We start from the raw sequence: 19,598 nt of genomic DNA, 5'->3' as shown, positions 1-19,598 counted from the left end.
TCGACTCGGGCCATGAGCACCGACCAGCCCGGGCCCGGCTCCGGAGGCGAACCGCCGGAGCACGACCCGTATCTGAAGAAGCCGCAGGAACCGCCGTTGGGCGGCTCTCCGTACGGTGCCGAGCCGGCCGGTGGCTCTCCGTACGGCAGCCGGCCGGCCGGCGGTTCCCCGTACGACCGGCCCGCCAACGCCACCCCGCACGGCGAACCGCCTCCCGGCGGTGACCCGTACGGCGGTGGCGCCCCGCCGCCCGGGAGCGGGCCGCCGCCCGGAGGGATGCCGCCGCCGCCCTACGGCGGTGACCCGTACGGGGGCAATCCGTACGGCGGCCAGTACGGCGCCGCCGACCCGCTGGCCGGAATGCCGCCGCTGGCCGGCCGCGGCCGCCGCCTGGTCGCCCGCATCATCGACTGGATCATCGTCTGCGTACCGGTCGGCCTGATCATGAGCGCGATCGTCGGCGGCTTCGACTACTGGACGACCGACGGGACCCAGACCGGACGGCAGGCGTCCGTCTCCCTCGTGACGATGCTGGTCTATCTCGTCTACGAGGGCCTGATGCTCACCAGCCGCGGCCAGACCGTCGGCAAGATGGCGATGAAGATCCGGGTGGGGATGCTGGAGGACGGCGCGGTACCGGCCGGGCAGGCGGGCTGGGTGCGGGCGGCGGTCTACACCCTGCCGGAGATCGTGCCGTGCTGCGGCTTCCTCTTCTGGCTCGTCAACGTCCTGTGGTGCACCTGGGACAAGCCGTACCAGCAGTGCCTGCACGACAAGACGGCCAAGACGGTGGTGGTCTCCACGGCCTGAGGCCGGACACCGGGGCAGGTGCCCCCTACAAGGAACCTCGCACGCTCCTGGATCCTCCCGGCCTTTCGCGGCCCTTCCGGGACCCGCCCGTCCCTCCTGGCGGCTCCGGCGCGTCAACCGGCGGCCGGCGCACCCCTCTTCCGAGCGGTGCCCGGCCGCCTACGCGCGTCCACCAGCCACGGACAGGTGACTAACGGGAGTGCTCGCTGACGCGGCCTTCCGAGGAGACACCGGCGTGAGTGTGCTGACACGGCACCGGCGGGGCCGCCGATCCGGCGGCGGCCGGGACGTGCGGGCGTGCGCCGTGAACGGCGCGCACGCCGGAGCGCCGGGCCGTGCGGCGGCGCGTCACATGAGAAACCCCCGGCAGCGGCGCCGTGAGGGCGACCAGCAGGCCGAGGGCGAGGGCTGCGACGGCGATGACCGCGATTCCGACCCCGGTCCGCGTCTGCGAGAGCAGTAACAGCGCGAGGGTCGAGAAGACGACGGTGGCCGATCCATAGGCGAGCTGTGCGGCAGTCGGACGAGGCATGGCGGATCCGTCCTCGGGAGGTCGGCAGGGGTGTGGTCGACAGGGGCGCGCCGTCAAACGACTCTACGGTCCTTACTGCCCGAGCGGAACTGGCGGTAAGCGTGACCTAACCCACGGTTCCGAGGCATAGGGGGCGCATGGATTCACTCCTGGTTTGAACGGGCCTGATCGGAGCGGCGGTTGGGGTGCGCGGAGCGCGGCGCGGGGTGGCCGCCGGGGTGGTGCGGGTACGTACGCGAACCATGCCCCCGTACGCGTCCGAAGCTGTCCGATACCCGTGTCCTGCGGACCGAAAACCGTACTTCCCTGTCGTGACCAAGTCAAGATCTGTCTTTTCCCTCCCCCTTCCGGTCAAATGCTGTCATCCAGTGACCGTTTCCAAGGGGAGGATTGCGCCAAGTGAGAGCCAAGAGACGGGCGTTCAGACCGGTCGCCCTGGCCACCGCCGCCGCCGCGATCGGAGCGGCCGGCCTGGCCTCCGGCGCGCCGGCGCAGGCCGACGACGGCCACCCGCCGCTCGCCGTCCAGCGGCAGGACCCGGGTGCGCCCGCCAAGCAGGCCGTCGACCACGACCTCAAGGGCCCGTTCAGCGACCAGCAGGCGGCGCAGCGCAAGGAAGCGCTCCAGCAGGTCATCTCCGGCGACGCCACGCCCGCCCGGCACGGCGCCTCCCAGGTCGTCAAGCTCGGCCGGGGCAAATACGTCGAACTCGCCCGCGAGAAGACGGACAAGATCTTCACCATCCTGGTCGAGTTCGGCGACAAGGTCGACGACACCACGATGTACGACCCGGACGGCGACGGCCCCAAGCCCCCGGTGAAGAAGTACGGCGGCAAGCCCGGTCCCGCGCACAACACCATCGCGCGGCCCGACCGCCGCAACGACAACTCCACCGCCTGGCAGAAGGACTACAACCGCCAGCACTTCCAGGACCTCTACTTCTCCCACGACAAGAAGAAGGAGTCCCTGGCCAAGTACTACGAGAAGCAGTCCTCGGGCCGCTACTCGGTCGACGGCGAGGTCTCCGACTGGGTCAAGGTCGACTGGAACGAGGCCCGTTACGGGTCGAACTTCTGCGGCTCCACCAACTGCGCCAGCGCCTGGGACCTGATACGCGACGGCGTCAACCGCTGGGCCGAGGACCAGAAGGCCAAGGGCCGCACCGACGCCCAGATCAAGGCCGACCTCGCCAAGTACGACCAGTGGGACCGCTACGACCACGACGGCGACGGCAACTTCAACGAGCCCGACGGCTACATCGACCACTTCCAGATCGTGCACGCCGGCGAGGACGAGTCCGCGGGCGGCGGCGCGCAGGGCACCGACGCCATCTGGGCGCACCGCTGGTACGCGTACGGCAGCGACTCCGGCCGCACCGGCCCGTCCGGCAACAAGGCCGGCGGCACCCAGATCGGCAGCACCGGCATCTGGGTCGGCGACTACACGATGCAGCCCGAGAACGGCGGCCTCGGCGTCTTCGCCCACGAGTACGGCCACGACCTCGGCCTTCCCGACGAGTACGACACCACCGGCACCGGTGAGTCCTCCGTCGACTCCTGGTCGCTGATGTCCGGCGGCTCCTGGCTCGGCACCGGCAAGGACTCCATAGGCGACCTCCCCGGCGACATGAGCGCCTGGGACAAGCTCCAGCTCGGCTGGCTCAACTACGCCAAGGCCAAGGCGGCCACCAGGTCCACCCACAAGCTGGGCGTGGCCGAGTACAACACCAAGGACAAGCAGGCGCTGGTCGTCGAACTCCCCGCCAAGACGGTCCGCACCGACGTCGTCAAGCCCGCCGAAGGCACCCAGCAGTGGTGGAGCGGCATGGGCAACGACCTGAAGAACACGCTCTCCCGTCCGGTCGACCTCACCGGAAAGAAGAAGGCCGCCCTGACCCTCAAGGGCTGGTGGGACATCGAGCAGAACTACGACTTCGCCTACGCCGAGGTCTCCACGGACGGCGGCGCCAACTACACGCCGCTGGAAGGCACCGCCGACGGCAAGCCGGTGCCGCGCGACGGCGGCGACAAGCCCGCCCTGACCGGCACTTCGGGCGCCTACAAGAACCTGGTCTTCCCGCTCGACGCGTACGCCGGCAAGAAGATCGACCTCCGCTTCCGCTACCAGACGGACGGCGGCGCCGCCCAGAAGGGCTTCGCCGCGGACGCGATCTCGGTGACCGCCGACGGCAAGGCCCTCTTCACGGATGGCGCCGAGGCCGGTGACAACGGCTGGGCCGCCAAGGGCTTCTCGCGCATCGGCGCGTCCTTCACCAAGGACTACCCGCGCTACTACATCGCCGAGAACCGCCAGTACGTCTCGTACGACAAGACCCTGAAGACCGGCCCGTACAACTTCGGCTGGGCCTCCTCCCGTCCGCAGTGGGTCGAGCACTTCCCCTACCAGAACGGCGTCCTGATCTGGCTGTGGGACACCTCGCAGCCGGACAACAACGTCGGCCAGCACCCCGGCTACGGCCAGATCCTGCCGGTCGACGCCCACCCGAAGGCCGAGAAGTGGTCGGACGGCAAGCTGATGCGCAACCGCTTCCAGACCTACGACTCGACCTTCACCCGGCACCGCACGGATGCGCTCACGCTCCACAAGGACGGCAAGGTCACCAAGATCAAGTCGAAGCCCGGCGTGACCGTCTTCGACGACCGCAAGGGCGACTACTACGACGAGTCGAACCCGACCGGCGGCGTGATCGTTGCTGACACCAACACCCGCATCAAGATCCTCAACGAGGCCTGGAACGGTTCCACGGTGACCCTCCAGGTGGGCCCCTCCACCAAGTAACCAACAAAACCGCAGGTCACAAGCCAATCGGCCGTCGCCCCCTAGCGGGCGGCGGCCGATCGCGTTTAGATGCACCTTGCGAGTCCTTGTTGACGCCGAGTCTCACGGGGGAAACCGTGCCCACATCCGGAGGAGGATTCATCAGGCTTCCCGGCGGAAGCGTGGTGGTCGCCCTCGCGCTGCCCAGACCGGGCGACAACGGACATCGCGTCCGCGTCCTCGTCCACGCCGTGAACCGTCAGCGCGCCCTGACCAGGCTGCGCAACCTGGGGCTGCGCGCGGTGTACCTCCGTGGCAACACGGAGCCACCCACTCCGGACGAGGTCACGGCGGTCCTGCATCACCCTGATGGCCTGGTGTGGCGGGAGACCCCGGAGGACGACACGGAGTCCTGGCACCCGATCCGAACACTGCTCCGCTCGGCGTAGCCGGGGGTGCGCGCTTCGCGCGAGGTTTTGCGCTGACGCGCGGCTCGCATGGGGTTCGTTGTGGGGCGGGGGCGCGCAGGGGGCCAACTCCTCAGCACCGTGTACGTCACCCAGGGTGGGTTGGTGAACCGGCGGCTCCCGGCTGCCTGCGGGGATGGCCCCCTACACGCCCCCTCCGGCCGGATTGGCGAGCCGAGGTCGGTGGGGGGAGTTCTTCGATCACCCTGGTGCCCGCCCACCTGGTGGAGAGGCGCACGGGTGGATGGCGGTAAGGCGGCTGGGCTGGCCTGGCCGTACGCCAGGGGCTCGCGTCGGGCTTGGTTTGTGAAAACCCCAGCCCGATCGTTCGGATAGTCGCCCGACGGCCAGGGCTCGGGGGTACGCAGGGGTCTCCCCGCAGGCAGTCCGCACGCTGGGCCACAGACCCGATTCACCGCAGCTAAAGGATGCTGAGGAGTGACCCCGGAGTGCCCCCGAGCCCCCCACTACCGGCCCCATCGCGCACGACGCGCACCCCCACCAGGCGGACCCATCGCGCGCAACGCGCGCATCGCGCGCCGCGCACCCCCTTTCAGGCCGCGATGACCACCGGCTTGCCCGTGAGTTCGACGCCCGCAGCCCGCATCTGCTCCAGTGCCCGCTCCGTCGTCCCCGGTGCCACCCCCGCCGTGAGATCCAGCAGCACCCGCACCCGGAACCCCTCAGCCACCGCATCCACCGCCGTGGCCCGCACGCAGTGGTCCGTGGCGAGGCCGACCACGTCGACCTCGCTCACCCCGTGGGCCCGCAGCCACCCCGCCAGGGGGTGCCCGTTCTCGTCCACGCCCTCGAAGCCGCTGTAAGCGGCAGCGTGCGAGCCCTTGGAGAAGACCGCGTCGACCGCCCCGGACGCGAGCGCCGGCGCGAAGTTCGGGTGGAAGCCGCTGCCCTCTGTGCCGGCGACACAGTGCGGGGGCCAGGTCGTCTCGTAGTTCGGGCGTACGGAGAAGTGATCTCCGGGGTCGATGTGGTGATCGCGGGTCGCCACGATGTGCCGGTAGCCGCTGCCCGCGGCCTCCCCCACCAGATCGGTGATGGCGGCAGCCACATCCGCACCCCCTGCCACGGCAAGGCTGCCGCCCTCGCAGAAATCGTTCTGCACGTCAACGACGATCAATGCCCGGTGCATGGTGCGAGCCTTCCGGCTGGGGAGCGGTGGAGTGGGCGCGGAGTGGGCGCACAGTGGTGTGACCGAGGGTAGCCACTAGCCGCGCCCAGGGGGAGTGGGCACTGGGGGCCCGCAGGCGCCCCCTCAGGCCTGCTCCGTGGGCAGTACGGCCTCCCCACGGGACAACTGCATCGCGGACATCGGCAGCCCGGCCAGCGCCGCGATGTGCCGCTCCCGCGCCGCTTCCAGCGGCTCGCGGGCGACCACCTCGCCGCCGCGCACCAGCGGCACCGCGAGCTGCCGCTCGGCGTACTCCGCCGGTACGGGCCCGGTCCCGACGATCTCTGCCTCCGCGACGCCGTGCTCGTCCAGCCGCCGCGCCGACCACTTGCGGCCGCCGAGCGACGCCTTGCCGCCCATGGACTTCTTGGCCACCGGCCGCAGCGGCGCGTCGGCCGCGTCGCTGTCGGCGCGGGCGACCAGCTTGTAGACCATCGAGCAGGTCGGGTGCCCGCTGCCGGTGACCAGCTGGGTGCCCACGCCGTACGCGTCCACCGGTGCCGCCGCGAGCGAGGCGATGGCGTACTCGTCCAGGTCGCTCGTCACCACGATGCGCGTGTCGCGGGCGCCCAGCTCGTCCAGCTGCTGCCGTACGCGGTGGGCGAGCAGCAGCAGGTCGCCGGAGTCGATGCGGACGGCGCCGAGGCCGGGCCCGGCCACCTCGACGGCGGTACGGACCGCCTCGGTGACGTCGAAGGTGTCCACGAGCAGCGTCGTGCCGCTGCCGAGCGCGTCGACCTGCGCCTGGAACGCGTCGCGCTCGCTGTCGTGCAGCAGGGTGAAGGAGTGGGCGCTGGTACCGACGGTGGGGATGTTGTAGCGGAAGCCGGCCGCGAGATCGGACGTGGAGTGGAAGCCGCCCACGTACGCCGAGCGGGACGCGGCGACGGCCGCCAGTTCGTGGGTGCGGCGGGCGCCCATCTCGATGAGCGGCCGGCCGCCGGCCGCGACGGCCATGCGGGACGCGGCGGCGGCCACCGCGGAGTCGTGGTTGAGGATGGAGAGGATCACCGTCTCCAGGAGGACCGCTTCGGCGAAGGTGCCCTCCACCCGCATGATCGGCGAGCCGGGGAAGTAGACCTCGCCCTCGGGGTAGCCCCAGATGTCGCCGCGGAAGCGGTAGCCGGCCAGCCAGTCCAGCGTGCGATCGTCGAGGATGCCGCGCTCGCGCAGGAAGCCGAGAATCGTTTCGTCGAAGCGGAAGTTCTCCACCGCGTCCAGGACCCGGCCCGTTCCGGCGACGACCCCGTAGCGGCGTCCTTCCGGCAGGCGCCGGGTGAAGACCTCGAAGACCGAGCGGCGCTCGGCGGTCCCGGACCGCAGGGCGGCCTGCAGCATGGTGAGTTCGTACTGGTCGGTGAAGAGAGCAGTCGACGGCACGTCCACCGGCAGCCCCAGGTCTGCTGTGTTCATGGGAGGGATGCTACCTCTCATACTCGTCACTCTGACGATTTCCCCGGGCTGTTTGTGCGATGCCCCACCGCGGGTGGCAGCATGGAGACCGTGAGCGCCGACCCGTCTGCCACCATCGCCCTTCGATCGACGCGCTGCGCGCTCGGCGCCCCCGTGGAGATCGAACGACCCGAGTCCAGCGAGGCACCCTTCGAGGTGCCCGAGCCGGACGTGCCCTGGGTCACGCTGGTGCACAACGACCCCGTCAATCTCATGAGCTACGTGGCGTATGTCTTCGAGACCTACTTCGGCTACTCGAAGGGCAAGGCCAAGCAGCTCATGCTCGACGTCCATCACAAGGGACGGGCGGTCGTCTCCAGTGGCAGCCGCGAGGAAATGGAGCGCGACGTGCAAGCGATGCACGGCTACGGCCTGTGGGCGACCCTGACGCAGGACCGCTGATGGCCGGCCACTTCGAGCCCCTGCCCGGCGGCGGCGCGGCCGCCCCCCTCGACGAGGTCGAGATCTCCATCCTGCGCAGCCTCGCCGTCCAGCTCATGGAGCTGATCGGCCCGGGCGAGGAGCCCGCCGAGGGTGATGATCCGCTCGCCGCGCTGTTCACGGAGGGCCCCAGCGAGCCCCCGTCCGACCCGGCGCTGGCCCGCCTCTTCCCGGACGCGTACGGCGGCCCGGACCAGGTGCCGGACGACGCCACGCACGCCGCGGCGGCCGAGTTCCGCCGCTACACGGAAAACGACCTGCGCACCCGTAAGCGCGAGGACGCGCTCGCGGTCGTACGGGCCCTGGACGCGCTCGGCCCGGTCGGCGGACGGGACGGTTCCGGCGGTACGGGCGGCCCGGGCGGGACGGACGGCACGGAGGGCGCCGTGGACGGCGCCGTGCTGCGCCTGAAGCCGGACGAGTCGCGGCAGTGGCTGGGCGCCCTGAACGACCTCCGGCTGGCCATCGGCACCCGTCTGGAGGTCACCGACGAGGACGAGAGCGGCGAGCTGCTGCGGCTGCCGGACAGCGACCCGCGCAAGCCGATGGTGATGGCGTACCTGTGGCTCGGCGGGCTCCAGGAGAGCCTGATCGAGACGCTGACGGCCTGAACGGGACGCTGACGGACCGGGCTCCGGGGCACCGCGCGGCCACCCGCCGCCTGTCCCGGATGTCCCGATCGTGGGGGCCCGCTCAACGGACGCTCAAATCCGGATAACGATCGCGTCACCGACCCTGACTACCCAGCAGTCCATTCCAGCATTTATCCTACTTTTCTTGTGCTCGGCTCCAAGACATCACTGGTAGATGTCCAAGGCGCCGTGATACATGTTCACGAACCTGCCGTGAGTGACGCCACCCCTGTCACTCCGGGAGCGCTTGGCCGGCCGACCGTCGGCGTGCAGGAACTCCATCCGGGGGGATCGGAACCCGATCCGGACAGACCGGGTCGGAATGGAGAAGGGCGCACCACACATGACCTCTGTGCAGGTCGAAAAGAACGCCGGCGGCAGCGACGCCGCGGAATCTGCCTCGGAAGAGGGTTACCAGCGGGGGCTGGGAAACCGGCAGATCCAGATGATCGCCATCGGTGGCGCCATCGGAACCGGTCTGTTCCTCGGAGCGGGCAAGGCGATCTCCAAAGCAGGACCCAGCATCATCCTGGCCTACGCCATCGTGGGCCTGGTCATCTTCTTCATCATGCGCGCCTTGGGCGAGCTGCTCATGTACCGCCCGGTGTCGGGCTCCTTCTCGGAGTACGCCCGCGAATTCCTCGGCCCGTTCATGGGATTCGTGACCGGCTGGACCTACTGGCTGTTCTGGGTGGTCACCGGCATCACGGAAGTAACTGCAGCCGCCACCTATGTGCAGTACTGGAACAAGGGAATACCCCAGTGGGCGTCCGCCCTGGTCTTCACGGTCGCCCTGTTCGGAATCAACCTGATCTCCGTCAAGCTCTTCGGTGAGCTGGAGTTCTGGTTCTCGATGGTCAAGGTCACCGCGATCATCGGCATGATCCTCATCGGTCTCGGCGTGATCACCATCGGTTTTTCCGACGCCGGTGACACCGCATCCTTCAGCCTTCTGTGGTCGGACGGCGGATTCTTCCCGAAGGGCATCGGCGGCACGCTGATGACCCTGCAGATCGTGATGTTCGCCTTCCTGGCGGTCGAACTCGTCGGCGTCACCGCGGGCGAGGCCACCAACCCGAAGAAGGTCCTGCCCAAGGCCATCAACACCGTCCCGTGGCGGATCGGCCTCTTCTACATCGGCTCTCTGATCATCATCCTGTCCGTCGTCAGCTGGACGGTCTTCAAGCCGGGCGTGAGCCCGTTCGTCGCCGCCTTCCAGCAGATCGGCCTGCCGGCCGGCGCGGCCATCGTCAACTTCGTGGTGCTGACCGCGGCGCTGTCCTCGGCCAACTCCGGCATGTACTCCACCGGCCGGATGCTGCGCGACCTGGCGCTCAACGGCCAGGGCCCCAAGCTGTTCACCCGCCTCAGCAAGAACGGCCTGCCGACCTGGGGCACCGGCGTCTCCGTCGCGATGATGCTGTTCGGCGTCTGGATCAACTACCAGTGGCCGGGCAAGGCCTTCGACCTGGTCGTCTCCTTCGCGACGATCTCCGGCATGTGGGCCTGGATCATGATCCTGATCTCGCAGCTGCGCTACCGCGCCAAGGCCGACCGCGGCGAACTGCCGCAGTCCGAGTTCAAGGCGCCCGGCGCCCCGTACACCTCGCTCTTCGCGCTGGCCTTCATCGGCATGGTCATCGTGATGATGGGCGTGGACCCGGACGCCCGGGTCTCGCTGTACGCGGCACCGGTCTGGGCGCTGGTCCTGGGCGTCAGCTACCTGGTGCTCAAGTCCCGCAACCCCGACATGTTCGGCAGGACCACCGCTCCGGTGGCCGCCGGATCCGCCCCGCACGGCGGCAGGAAGGACGGCGCGAAGGACTGAGGCCGGCCCGCTCCCGGGCGGGCTGTCCAGCATGCGGGCCGGTTCGTACCAACCTTCGGTACGGGCCGGCCCGCCTGCTTATTCTGGGGCCCATGCTGACCCTTACCAAGGCCCTGTACGACCAGATCGTGGAACACGCCCGCAAGGACCACCCCGACGAGGCCTGCGGCATGGTCGCGGGTCCGGCCGGCAGCGGCCGCCCCGAGCGGTTCATCCCGATGCTCAACGCCGCCCGCTCGCCCACCTTCTACGAGTTCGACTCCCAGGACCTGCTCAAGCTCTACCGCGAGCTGGACGACCGGGACGAGGAACCCGTGATCATCTACCACTCGCACACCGCGACCGAGGCGTACCCGTCCCGTACGGACATCACCTACGCCAACGAACCCGGCGCGCACTACGTCCTGGTCTCCACGGCCGACACCGACGACGCCGGACCGTTCCAGTTCCGCTCGTTCCGGATCCTGGACGGCCAGGTCACGGAGGAAGACGTCGAGGTCGTGGACGCGTACTGACCGGCGAGGCCGTGGACGGGCACTGACCGGCGTGGCCACGGACGCGTACGGACCGGCGAGGCCGCGATCGCGTACCGGCCGTCGCGGGCCGGGCCGCGTACCGGCCACCGCGACGGCGGCCGCCGGCCACCCACCTGACACACTGTGCCGCATCACCTCGGGCGGCAGGACCCAGGAACCCGGTGCGAATCCGGGACGGTCCCGCCACTGTGACCAGGCCGCACGGCCTGGAAGCCAGGAACTGACCTGCCGCCCGCACACCGACCAGGGGACGCGGATCCCCCGGAGGAGGCACGGCCATGTCCAGACCCAGGTCCCGCGGCGCGCTGCGCGCGCTCATCTCGGCGGCGCTCCTGCTGCCGCTCGCCGCCTGCGGCACCGGCGGCGACGGCGACGGGAAGGCGTCCGGCGGAGCCACGGCGAAGACGGCCGGCTTTCCGTACACCGTCGAGAACTGCGGCGTACGCACCACCTTCGAGGCCCCGCCCGAGCGCGTGGTGACCATGAACCAGCACACCACCGAGATCATGCTCGCCCTCGGCCTCAAGGACCGGCTGGCCGGCACCGCCTACCTCGACGACAAGGTCCTGCCGCAGTACGAGAAGGACTACAAGAGCGTCAAGGTCCTCGCCAAGGAGTACCCCTCCTACGAGACGCTGCTCGGCGCCAACCCCGACTTCGTCTACGGCGGCTACTCCAGCGCCTTCGACAAGGGCGAGGGCCGCGAACGGGCCGCCCTGGAGAAGTCCGGCATCAAGACCCGCCTGAACATCGAGTACTGCGCGCAGGGCAAGACCGGCGTCCAGCAGCTCGCCCAGGAGATCCGCGAGGTCGGCGCCACCTTCGGCGTACGCGACCGCGCCGAGGCCCTGGTCAAGAAGGCCGAGGCCACGATCGACGCCACCAAGGACCAGCTGAAGGGGACCGCCCCGGCCTCCGTCCTCGTCTTCGACAGCGGCGACAGCTCGGTGCACACCGCGGGCGGCAAGGGCATCGGCAACGAGATCATCTCGCTGGCCGGCGGCCGCAACGTCTTCGCGGACCGGGCCAAGACCTTCACCGACGTGTCCTGGGAGCAGATCGTCGAGCGCAAGCCCGAGATCATCGTGATCTACGACTACGGCGGCACCCCCGTCGCGGCGAAGAAGAAGCAGCTGCTCGACGACCCCGCCCTCAAGGACGTACCGGCCGTCAAGAACCAGCGGTTCGCGGTGCTGCCGCTGTCCAGCGCGGTGCTCGGCGTACGCGTACCGGACGCCGTCCGGTCACTGGCCGGGCAGCTGCACCCGGACGCCTTCAAGTAGCCCCCGGTGACCTGCAAGACCGCGGCCGCGCCGCCGCGCCGACTGCGCTACACCCTCGTCCTGGCCGTCCTCGCCGCCGCCCTGCTCGCGGCCGGCCTGGCCGGACTCGTCCTCGGCTCCGTCCGCATCCCGCCCGGCGACGTGCTGCGCATCCTCACCGGGGACGCGCCGGCCGGCCCGTTCCCGACCATCGTCCTCGACGTACGGCTGCCGCGCGTGCTGCTCGGCGCCGTCGTCGGCGCGGGGCTCGCCGTCATCGGCACCGTCCTGCAAGCGCTGGTCCGCAACCCGCTCGCCGACCCGTTCCTGCTCGGCGTCTCCTCGGGCGCCTCGACCGGCGCCGTCATGGTCGTGGTCCTCGGCGTCGGCGGCGGCCTGGCCACCACCGTCTCGATGCCGCTGGCCGCCTTCGCCGGATCGCTGGGCGCGCTGATCGCCGTCTACGCGCTGGCCCGGCGCGGCGGCACCATGACCACCGGGCGGCTGGTGCTGGCGGGCGTCGCGGTCCAGTACATCCTCTCCGCGCTCACCAGCCTCGTCCTGGTCACCTCGGCCCAGGCCGAACACCTGCGGTCGATCATGTTCTGGACACTCGGCGGCCTCGGCCAGGCCCGCTGGCACACCCTGTGGCTGCCCGCCCTCGTCCTGCTCGCCGGCCTCGCCCTGCTGCTCACCCTCGCCCGGCCGCTGGACCTGCTGCTGGTGGGGGAGGAGGGCGCGACCGTCCTCGGGCTGGACACCGGCCGCTTCCGCGCCGCCGTCTTCGTCCTCGCGTCGCTGGTCACCGGGGTGCTGGTGGCGGCCAGCGGCTCCATCGGCTTCGTCGGCCTGCTGGTGCCGCACGCCGTCCGGATGCTCGTCGGCGCCTCGCACCGGGCCCTGCTGCCGGTGGTCGCCCTGGCGGGCGCGGTCTTCGTCGTCCTGGCCGACCTGCTGGCCCGTACCGTCGCAGGCTCCCAGGAGATCCCCGTCGGAGTGATCACCGCACTGGCCGGCGGGCCGTTCTTCCTGTGGCTGCTGCGCCGCACCACCCGTACGGAAGGGATCACCGGATGAGCGGCCTGAGCACGGGCCCCGGCACGGCCCCCGCCGCCCCCGCCGAGCTGCGGACCGAGGGGCTGTCGTACGGCGTCGACGGCCGCCACCTCGTCGACGGCGCCGACCTGCACGTCGCGCCCGGCGAGACGGTGGGCCTGGTCGGCCCCAACGGCAGCGGCAAGACGACGCTGCTGCGCTGCGTGTACGGCACCCTGGCCCCCACCCACGGCAGGATCACCCTGGACGGCCGCGACCTGGCCGGGTTCTCCGCCAAGGAGCGGGCCCGGCGGGTGGCCACCGTCCCCCAGGACGGCAGCGGCGCCTTCGAACTGACCGTGCGCGAGATCGTCGCCATGGGCCGCTCGCCGCACAAGCGCTTCTGGGAGACCGACTCGGCGGACGACGCCACCCGCACCGACGAGGCGCTGGAACGGGTGGGCGTCGCGGAGCTGAGGGATCGTTCCTTCGCAGCGCTCTCCGGCGGTGAGCGCCAGCGCGTCCTGGTCGCGCGGGCGCTCGTGCAGCAGCCGTCCCTTCTCGTCCTCGACGAACCGACCAACCACCTCGACATCCGCTACCAGCTCGACGTCCTCTCCCTGGTGACCTCCCTCGGCACCAGCACCCTGCTCGCCCTGCACGACCTCAACCTCGCCGCGTACTACTGCGACCGCCTGTACGTCCTGCGCGAGGGCCGCGTCGTCGCCCACGGGACGCCGCCCGAGATCCTCACCCCCGGCCTGCTGGCCGACGTGTACGGGGTCGCCGCCGAGGTCAGCACGCATCCGGTGACCGGGGCGCCGACGGTGGTCTACCTGCCGCCGGGGGCGGCGGGCGGGCGGAGCGCGGCGGCTTCGGGGACGGCGGGACGGCAGTGAGCGCGTACGAGACGGAGGCCGCCCCCGGCGGTCCGGACGGAACGCTCGCCGCGCTTGCCGCGCACGGCCCCCGCTACCGCCTCGGGCTCGGCACCCCGCCGGACGGCGAACCCGGCTGGCTCGCGGCCGACCGGCTGCTCGACCCGTACGGCCCGGAACTGTCCCACCTCCTGGACACCGAGCACCAGGGCAGCGGCCACCGCACCGCACACGCCGCCGCTCTCACCCTGATCGCGGTATACGCGGGCCGGGTCACCGCGGCGGCCGTCCTGCACTGGGCGCTGACCGGCCGGGTCCTGGACGTACGGCCGGAGAACGTCCTGCTGCGGCCCGACCCCGGGCACGGCATCGCGGGGGTCAGGCTGCGGACGTTCCGCATCCTGGACGAGCCCGGGACAGGCGCAGAAACGCTTCAGCGCGTCGTCCTCACCCACCACCTGCTGCCCCTGGCCGACGCGCTGCGGGAACGCACCCGGGCCGGGCTGCGGCAGCTGCGCGGGGGAGTGGCCCACGGCTGCGCGACCGCTCTCGGGGCCTCCCGCGCCGATCCGGCGCTGCTGGCCCGCCGCTGGGCCGCCTTCCTGGACGGGGCGCCCGGCGGCCTCGTCGCCCTCGGTGATGTGGTCACCGTCACACGCCGCGACGGCTCCCCGCGCCTGGTCTACCTCCGCCGGACCTGCTGCCTCTTCTACACGAGCGCCGAAGCCGTGCGCTGTGTCAGCTGCTGCCTGACCAGCAGGGACGAGCGGATCGCGGCGTACGGCGCGCGCCCCTGAGGGGTGCCGCCGCGGGCCGCGTCCCACCTGTTGTGCACCAAGCGTCCGCATCGCAAGACGAGGTTCCAGTCCCCGGACCGGGAATCGATACGATGACCGCATGGTTTTTGACGACGTGAGCGAGAAGACGCCGGGCATTTTGCTTGTGGCGCGGCTGCACGTCGACCTGTGCCGCCTTGCCAGCGCCATCTGTCCGATGCGCGCCGCCGCCTGACGCCGCCGTTCCACCGGCCGCGCGGCGGCCCCCGCGCGCACCCTGCCGCGCGCCCGGCATCGCGCCCTCACGCCCAGCGCCTCCGCGCCGCACGCCCCGAGCCTGCGCCGCACGCCCGCCCGCCCGCACGTCACCGCCCTCCCACAGGAGCATCCATGGCCATCGAGGTCCGTATCCCGACCATCCTCCGCACCTACACCGACGGCCAGAAGGCCGTCGAAGGCAGCGGTGCGACCCTCGCCGACCTCTTCGCCGACCTGGAGAGCCGCCACAACGGCATCCGGGAGCGCCTCGTCGACGGCGAGCAGCTGCGCCGCTTCGTGAACGTCTACCTCAACGACGAGGACGTGCGCTTCCTGAACGGCATCTCCACCGAGCTGAGCGACGGCGACAGCGTCACCATCCTCCCGGCCGTGGCCGGCGGCTCGGGCATGTCCGACGGCCCCCGGGAACAGCGCTGATGCGGTACGACTCCCCGCTGGCGGCGGTCGGCAACACCCCGCTGGTCCGCCTGCCGCGGCTGTCGCCCTCCGCCGACGTCCGCATCTGGGCCAAGCTGGAGGACCGCAACCCGACCGGCTCGGTCAAGGACCGCCCCGCGCTCCACATGATCGAGCAGGCGGAGAAGGACGGCCGGCTCACTCCCGGCTGCACCATCCTGGAACCCACCTCGGGCAACACCGGCATCTCGCTGGCGATGGCGGCCAAGCTCAAGGGCTACCGCATCGTCTGCGTCATGCCGGAGAACACCTCCTCCGAACGGCGCGAACTGCTCGCCATGTGGGGCGCGGAAATCGTCTCCTCGCCCGCCGCGGGCGGCTCCAACACGGCCGTACGGGTCGCCAAGGAACTGGCCGCCGAGCACCCCGACTGGGTGATGCTCTACCAGTACGGCAACCCCGACAACGCCGGCGCGCACTACGCCACCACCGGCCCGGAGATCCTCGCCGACCTGCCGTCCATCACCCACTTCGTGGCCGGCCTGGGCACCACCGGCACCCTCATGGGCGTCGGCCGCTACCTGCGCGAACACGTCCCCGGCGTACAGATCGTCGCCGCCGAACCGCGCTACGACGACGTGGTCTACGGGCTGCGCAACCTCGACGAGGGCTTCGTGCCCGAGCTGTACGACGAGTCGGTGCTCACCACCCGCTTCTCCGTCGGCTCCGAGGACGCCGTCCGCCGCACCCGCGAACTCCTCGCCGAGGAAGGCATCTTCGCGGGCGTCTCGACGGGGGCCGCCCTGCACGCGGCGATCGGCGTGGCCCGCAAGGCCGTCAAGGCCGGACAGACCGCCGACGTCGCCTTCGTCGTCGCCGACGGCGGCTGGAAGTACCTCTCCACCGGCGTCTACACCGCCGAAACCACCGAGGCCGCGATCGAGACGCTGCACGGACAGCTCTGGGCGTGAGGCCCGGCGGCCTTGAGGTCCTGGGGCCTTGCGGTCATGGGGCCTTGCGGTCATGGGGGCGTGCGGCGCTGCGGTCCTGAGACCCCGCGGTACTCAGGACCCGCGGTCCTGGGAGCGTGCGGCCCCGCGGCTCGGAGCCGGAAGGCGGCGAGGCCGGGCAGGCCCCGAGGCCCGGGGCAGGCCCCGCGCGGCGGGACGGAACACGTCCCGCCGCCTCACCGCCCGGTCAGGCGGCGTACCCGCTTCCACGTGGCGTCGTCGACCGCCCCCGCCCGGCGGCGGAAGTCCCGTAGCGGCACGTCGCGCAGCTCGTCCGTCTCCAGGAAGCTCGCCCGCTGCCGCCCCTCACCGACCGCGCCGGGCGGCAGCGGAAGCACCCCCGGGCGCTCCGGATGGTGCCGACTGGTGATCTTCACGACGTGTGCCGTACCGCCGCGCACCGACAGCACCAGGCACGGGCGGTCCTTCGCGCCCGGCCCGTCCTCGTACGGCACCAGGGCCCACCAGATCTCCCGCGCCCGCGGCGTCGCGGCGCCCGGCGCGGCGACCCGGGAGGGGCGGCCGCCGGGGCGCGTACGGTCACGCGCCCGCGCTCTTGGCCGAAAACGCGCGCTCCGCCGCCTCCGCGCGCCCCGCGCGCGAGCCCGTCCGTCGACGAGTGCCGCCACCAGCGCCAGCGCGGCCACCACGACCAGCGCCGGCCACCAACCCGAGACGTCCAAACCCGTTCCCTCCAAGCTCCAGGCCCTGCCCGACCGTACCGGCCGGACCGCCCGGCGGCACGGCCGTACCCGGGTGCGGGGCGCCGCCGTACGGGCGTCGTGTAGGCGTACGGCACCGGGGAACGACAGGTAGGGAACGCCCTCCTGTACACACCCACCCGGACTGGTGATTCCGCCCACAGCTCGCCCCGCCGGAGGAGCCACCGGCCCTTTCGCGCCTTACGCTCGTGGGCACCGCAATGACCGCTCAGGACCCGGCAACCGCCCGCCGGACGAGGACCGGCGGGGACTTGTGCACGCCCCCGCCGAAGCCCCGCATGGACCCGCCGCTCCGCCCCCAGCCACGGAGGTTCACGCCCGCATGAAGCTCACTGTCGTCGGTTGCTCGGGGTCGTTCCCTTCCACGGAATCGGCCTGTTCGAGCTACCTCTTGGAGGCCGACGGCTTCAGGCTGCTCATCGACATGGGCAACGGTGCCCTTGGCGAGCTGCAGCGCCACTGCGGTCTCTACGACCTCGACGCCGTACTCCTGTCCCACCTGCACGCCGACCACTGCATCGACCTGTGCGGCTACTTCGTCGTCCGCTACTACCGGCCCGACGGCGGCCGGTGCGCGCCGATGCCCGTCTACGGCCCGGCCGGGACCGAACGCCGGCTGACCGCCGCGCACGCGGACCTGCCCACCGACCAGGCCATGAGCGAGGTCTTCGACTTCCGGACGCTGACCCCCGGCACCTTCACCGTCGGCCCCTTCACCATCCGTACGGACCTGGTCAGCCACCCCGTCGAAGCGTTCGGCTTCCGTATCGAACACGACGGCAAGACGCTGACGTACTCCGGGGACACCGGAGTCTGCGACGCCCTGGACGGCCTCGCCGAGGACACCGACTTCTTCCTGTGCGAGGCGTCCTTCACGCACGGCAAGGAGGACATCCCGGACCTCCACCTCAACGGGCGCGAAGCCGGCGCGCACGCCGCGCGCGCCCGCGCGGGACGGTTGGTCCTGACCCACATCCCGCCGTGGACCGACCCGGGCATCAACCTGCGCGACGCGCAGGAGGTCTTCGAAGGACCGGTCGAGGTCGCCAAGGCGGGCGCGGTGTACGAGATCTGAGTGGTACGCGCGTCCGAGCCGCACGCAAAAAGCCCCCGCGACCAGGTGGTCACGGGGGCCTTCCGCTGTCGCGGGCGCGGCCGGGGGCCTACTTGCCTTCGAGCTTCTGCAGCTCGGCGATCTCCTCGTCGGACTCGCGGCCCGGCGTCTTGAGGTTGAACTTGGTGATCGCGAACCGGAAGATCACGTAGTACAGGGCGGCGAAGCACAGACCGACCACGGCCAGCCCCAGCGGATTGCTCGCGATGCCGAAGTTCAGTACGTAGTCGATCGCGCCGGCCGAGAAGCCGAAACCGTCCTTCATGCCCAGCGCCCAGGTCAGCGCCATCGACACACCGGTCAGCACGGCGTGCACCGCGTACAGCACCGGCGCGATGAACATGAACGTGAACTCGATCGGCTCGGTCACACCGGTGACGAAGGCGGTGAGCGCGAGCGAGAACATCATGCCGCCGACGACCTTGCGGCGCTCGGGGCGGGCACAGTGCACGATCGCCAGGCACGCGGCGGGCAGCGCGAACATCATGATCGGGAAGAAGCCGGTCATGAACTGGCCGGCGGTCGGGTCGCCCTGGAGGAAGCGGGCGATGTCGCCGTGCTTGCCCTCGAATTCACCGGCCTGGAGCCAGGGGAAGGAGTTCAGCAGGTGGTGCATGCCGACCGCGATCAGACCGCGGTTGGCGACACCGAAGATGCCCGCGCCGACCGCGCCGGAGCCGACCAGCCACTCACCGAAGTTGTGCAGGCCGGCGCCGAGGACCGGCCAGATGTAGCCGAAGACGATGCCGATGATCAGGCCCGCGAAGGACGACAGGATCGGGACCAGACGGCGGCCGCCGAAGAAGCCGAGCCAGTCCGGCAGCTTCTTGCGGCTGTAGCGCTGGTAGAGCAGGGCGACCACGATGCCCATCACCACGCCGCCGAGCACCTTCGCGTCGGCGGGCGCGGCCTGCTCGACGATCTTCCCGTCCACCACCTTGGCGATCTTCGGGAGGCTGTCGTCGCCGAACGTCGCCAGCACCTTGCTGAAGACCAGGTAGCCGACGACGGCGGCCAGACCGGTCGAGCCGTCCGCCTTCTTGGCGAAGCCGATGGCGATACCGACGGCGAACAGCAGCGGCATGTTGTCCAGAAGCGCACTGCCGCCGGCGGCCAGGAACTCCGCGATCTTGTTCAGGAACGCGGGCAGCGCCTTGGCGCCGAGCAGGTCGTCCTGGCCGAGCCGGACCATGAGCGCCGCGGCGGGCAGCGTCGCGATGGGCAGCATGAGGCTGCGGCCGATGCGCTGCGCGACGGCCATGGCGCCGGCGCCACGTTTCTTCTCGGGAGCCGCCTTGGCGGTGGCCGAACTCATCGGATTCCTCCTGGTGAGGCGGGCACTCGGAGAAAGGGGGACGGCCCGCCGGCTTGGTCTACACCACTCAGTGGTTTAGACCATTCTTAGCATGTCGCCCACACATAAAGGAATCCGTTGTTCCCCAACGTTTAGATCACATGCCG

20 protein-coding genes and 1 riboswitch are annotated in these 19,598 nt (G+C 70.9%); of the genes, 15 read left to right on the top strand and 5 right to left on the bottom strand.

Features of this window, described 5'->3' with window-relative positions; translation table 11 throughout:
* Positions 1–12 precede the first annotated feature (12 nt).
* On the top strand, positions 13–810 hold the full coding sequence (locus tag JXZ78_RS06265; protein WP_030018041.1) for an RDD family protein: 798 nt from the start codon (positions 13–15) through the stop codon (positions 808–810).
* Between the two features lie 190 nt (positions 811–1,000).
* Here the strand turns inward: JXZ78_RS06265 and JXZ78_RS06260 are convergent, their stop codons facing one another.
* Positions 1,001–1,342: a hypothetical protein gene (locus JXZ78_RS06260; RefSeq protein ID WP_030018042.1), complete on the bottom strand. Its 342-nt coding sequence runs from the start codon at positions 1,340–1,342 to the stop codon at positions 1,001–1,003.
* 399 nt (positions 1,343–1,741) lie between these two features.
* Here JXZ78_RS06260 and JXZ78_RS06255 point away from each other — a divergent pair, with 399 nt between their 5' ends.
* Positions 1,742–4,141, top strand: a complete 2,400-nt coding sequence (locus JXZ78_RS06255) for an immune inhibitor A domain-containing protein (protein WP_030018043.1) — start codon at positions 1,742–1,744, stop codon at positions 4,139–4,141.
* A 116-nt stretch (positions 4,142–4,257) separates the two neighbouring features.
* Positions 4,258–4,569 carry a hypothetical protein gene (locus JXZ78_RS06250; RefSeq protein ID WP_167745385.1) on the top strand — a complete coding sequence of 104 codons (312 nt, stop codon included), beginning with the start codon at positions 4,258–4,260 and terminating at the stop codon, positions 4,567–4,569.
* 571 nt (positions 4,570–5,140) lie between these two features.
* Here JXZ78_RS06250 and JXZ78_RS06245 read toward each other — a convergent pair.
* Both JXZ78_RS06245 and JXZ78_RS06240 read right to left on the bottom strand, forming a co-directional pair.
* Entirely contained in the window at positions 5,141–5,737 is a 597-nt protein-coding gene (locus tag JXZ78_RS06245; RefSeq protein WP_030023764.1) for an isochorismatase family protein, read from the bottom strand.
* Positions 5,738–5,860: 123 nt separating this feature from the next.
* Positions 5,861–7,189: a nicotinate phosphoribosyltransferase gene (locus tag JXZ78_RS06240; protein ID WP_030023762.1), complete on the bottom strand. Its 1,329-nt coding sequence runs from the start codon at positions 7,187–7,189 to the stop codon at positions 5,861–5,863.
* Positions 7,190–7,270: 81 nt separating this feature from the next.
* Here JXZ78_RS06240 and clpS point away from each other — a divergent pair, with 81 nt between their 5' ends.
* The 11 genes from clpS (at position 7,271) to JXZ78_RS06190 (ending at position 16,262) form a co-directional block, all read left to right on the top strand.
* Positions 7,271–7,630 (top strand): ATP-dependent Clp protease adapter ClpS, encoded by a 360-nt coding sequence (gene clpS, locus JXZ78_RS06235; protein WP_238782702.1) that lies wholly within the window; start codon positions 7,271–7,273, stop codon positions 7,628–7,630.
* Positions 7,630–8,280, top strand: a complete 651-nt coding sequence (locus JXZ78_RS06230; protein WP_030023760.1) for a DUF2017 domain-containing protein — start codon at positions 7,630–7,632, stop codon at positions 8,278–8,280. Before clpS ends, JXZ78_RS06230 begins: the two co-directional genes overlap by 1 nt.
* A 364-nt stretch (positions 8,281–8,644) precedes the next feature.
* Positions 8,645–10,129 (top strand): amino acid permease, encoded by a 1,485-nt coding sequence (locus JXZ78_RS06225; protein ID WP_030023758.1) that lies wholly within the window; start codon positions 8,645–8,647, stop codon positions 10,127–10,129.
* Between the two features lie 92 nt (positions 10,130–10,221).
* A complete protein-coding gene (locus JXZ78_RS06220) occupies positions 10,222–10,644 on the top strand; it encodes a M67 family metallopeptidase (protein ID WP_030023757.1) in 423 nt (140 codons plus the stop codon).
* A gap of 149 nt (positions 10,645–10,793) precedes the next feature.
* Positions 10,794–10,908: riboswitch (cobalamin riboswitch) on the top strand.
* Between the two features lie 35 nt (positions 10,909–10,943).
* On the top strand, positions 10,944–11,948 hold the full coding sequence (locus tag JXZ78_RS06215) for an ABC transporter substrate-binding protein (protein WP_030023756.1): 1,005 nt from the start codon (positions 10,944–10,946) through the stop codon (positions 11,946–11,948).
* Between the two features lie 6 nt (positions 11,949–11,954).
* Positions 11,955–13,004: a FecCD family ABC transporter permease gene (locus tag JXZ78_RS06210; RefSeq protein ID WP_030023755.1), complete on the top strand. Its 1,050-nt coding sequence runs from the start codon at positions 11,955–11,957 to the stop codon at positions 13,002–13,004.
* Positions 13,001–13,861: an ABC transporter ATP-binding protein gene (locus JXZ78_RS06205; protein ID WP_050502922.1), complete on the top strand. Its 861-nt coding sequence runs from the start codon at positions 13,001–13,003 to the stop codon at positions 13,859–13,861. The genes JXZ78_RS06210 and JXZ78_RS06205 overlap by 4 nt, the downstream gene beginning before the upstream one ends.
* Entirely contained in the window at positions 13,858–14,637 is a 780-nt protein-coding gene (locus tag JXZ78_RS06200) for a hypothetical protein (protein ID WP_033039558.1), read from the top strand. The genes JXZ78_RS06205 and JXZ78_RS06200 overlap by 4 nt, the downstream gene beginning before the upstream one ends.
* A gap of 100 nt (positions 14,638–14,737) precedes the next feature.
* Positions 14,738–14,851: a putative leader peptide gene (locus JXZ78_RS41000; RefSeq protein ID WP_341865888.1), complete on the top strand. Its 114-nt coding sequence runs from the start codon at positions 14,738–14,740 to the stop codon at positions 14,849–14,851.
* A 155-nt stretch (positions 14,852–15,006) separates the two neighbouring features.
* Positions 15,007–15,312, top strand: coding sequence for a MoaD/ThiS family protein (locus JXZ78_RS06195; protein WP_030023752.1), 306 nt, complete (start codon positions 15,007–15,009; stop codon positions 15,310–15,312).
* Positions 15,312–16,262, top strand: a complete 951-nt coding sequence (locus JXZ78_RS06190; protein ID WP_030023751.1) for a PLP-dependent cysteine synthase family protein — start codon at positions 15,312–15,314, stop codon at positions 16,260–16,262. Before JXZ78_RS06195 ends, JXZ78_RS06190 begins: the two co-directional genes overlap by 1 nt.
* A gap of 215 nt (positions 16,263–16,477) precedes the next feature.
* Here JXZ78_RS06190 and JXZ78_RS06185 read toward each other — a convergent pair whose 3' ends face one another.
* On the bottom strand, positions 16,478–16,984 hold the full coding sequence (locus tag JXZ78_RS06185; protein ID WP_030023750.1) for a type II toxin-antitoxin system PemK/MazF family toxin: 507 nt from the start codon (positions 16,982–16,984) through the stop codon (positions 16,478–16,480).
* Between the two features lie 361 nt (positions 16,985–17,345).
* On the opposite strand from JXZ78_RS06185, the gene JXZ78_RS06180 reads away from it, so the two are divergent.
* Complete coding sequence (locus tag JXZ78_RS06180; RefSeq protein WP_030023749.1) at positions 17,346–18,098, top strand: MBL fold metallo-hydrolase; 753 nt, start codon at positions 17,346–17,348, stop codon at positions 18,096–18,098.
* A gap of 88 nt (positions 18,099–18,186) precedes the next feature.
* Here the strand turns inward: JXZ78_RS06180 and JXZ78_RS06175 are convergent, their stop codons facing one another.
* Positions 18,187–19,452 (bottom strand): PTS transporter subunit EIIC, encoded by a 1,266-nt coding sequence (locus JXZ78_RS06175; RefSeq protein ID WP_030023748.1) that lies wholly within the window; start codon positions 19,450–19,452, stop codon positions 18,187–18,189.
* Positions 19,453–19,598: the final 146 nt, after the last annotated feature.

Origin of the sequence: Streptomyces monomycini (genome assembly GCF_022271435.1) — a bacterium.
GTDB lineage: Bacteria > Actinomycetota > Actinomycetes > Streptomycetales > Streptomycetaceae > Streptomyces > Streptomyces monomycini.
The sequence above is the reverse complement of the archived record's forward strand: the minus strand, read 5'-3'. Positions and strand labels throughout refer to the sequence as shown.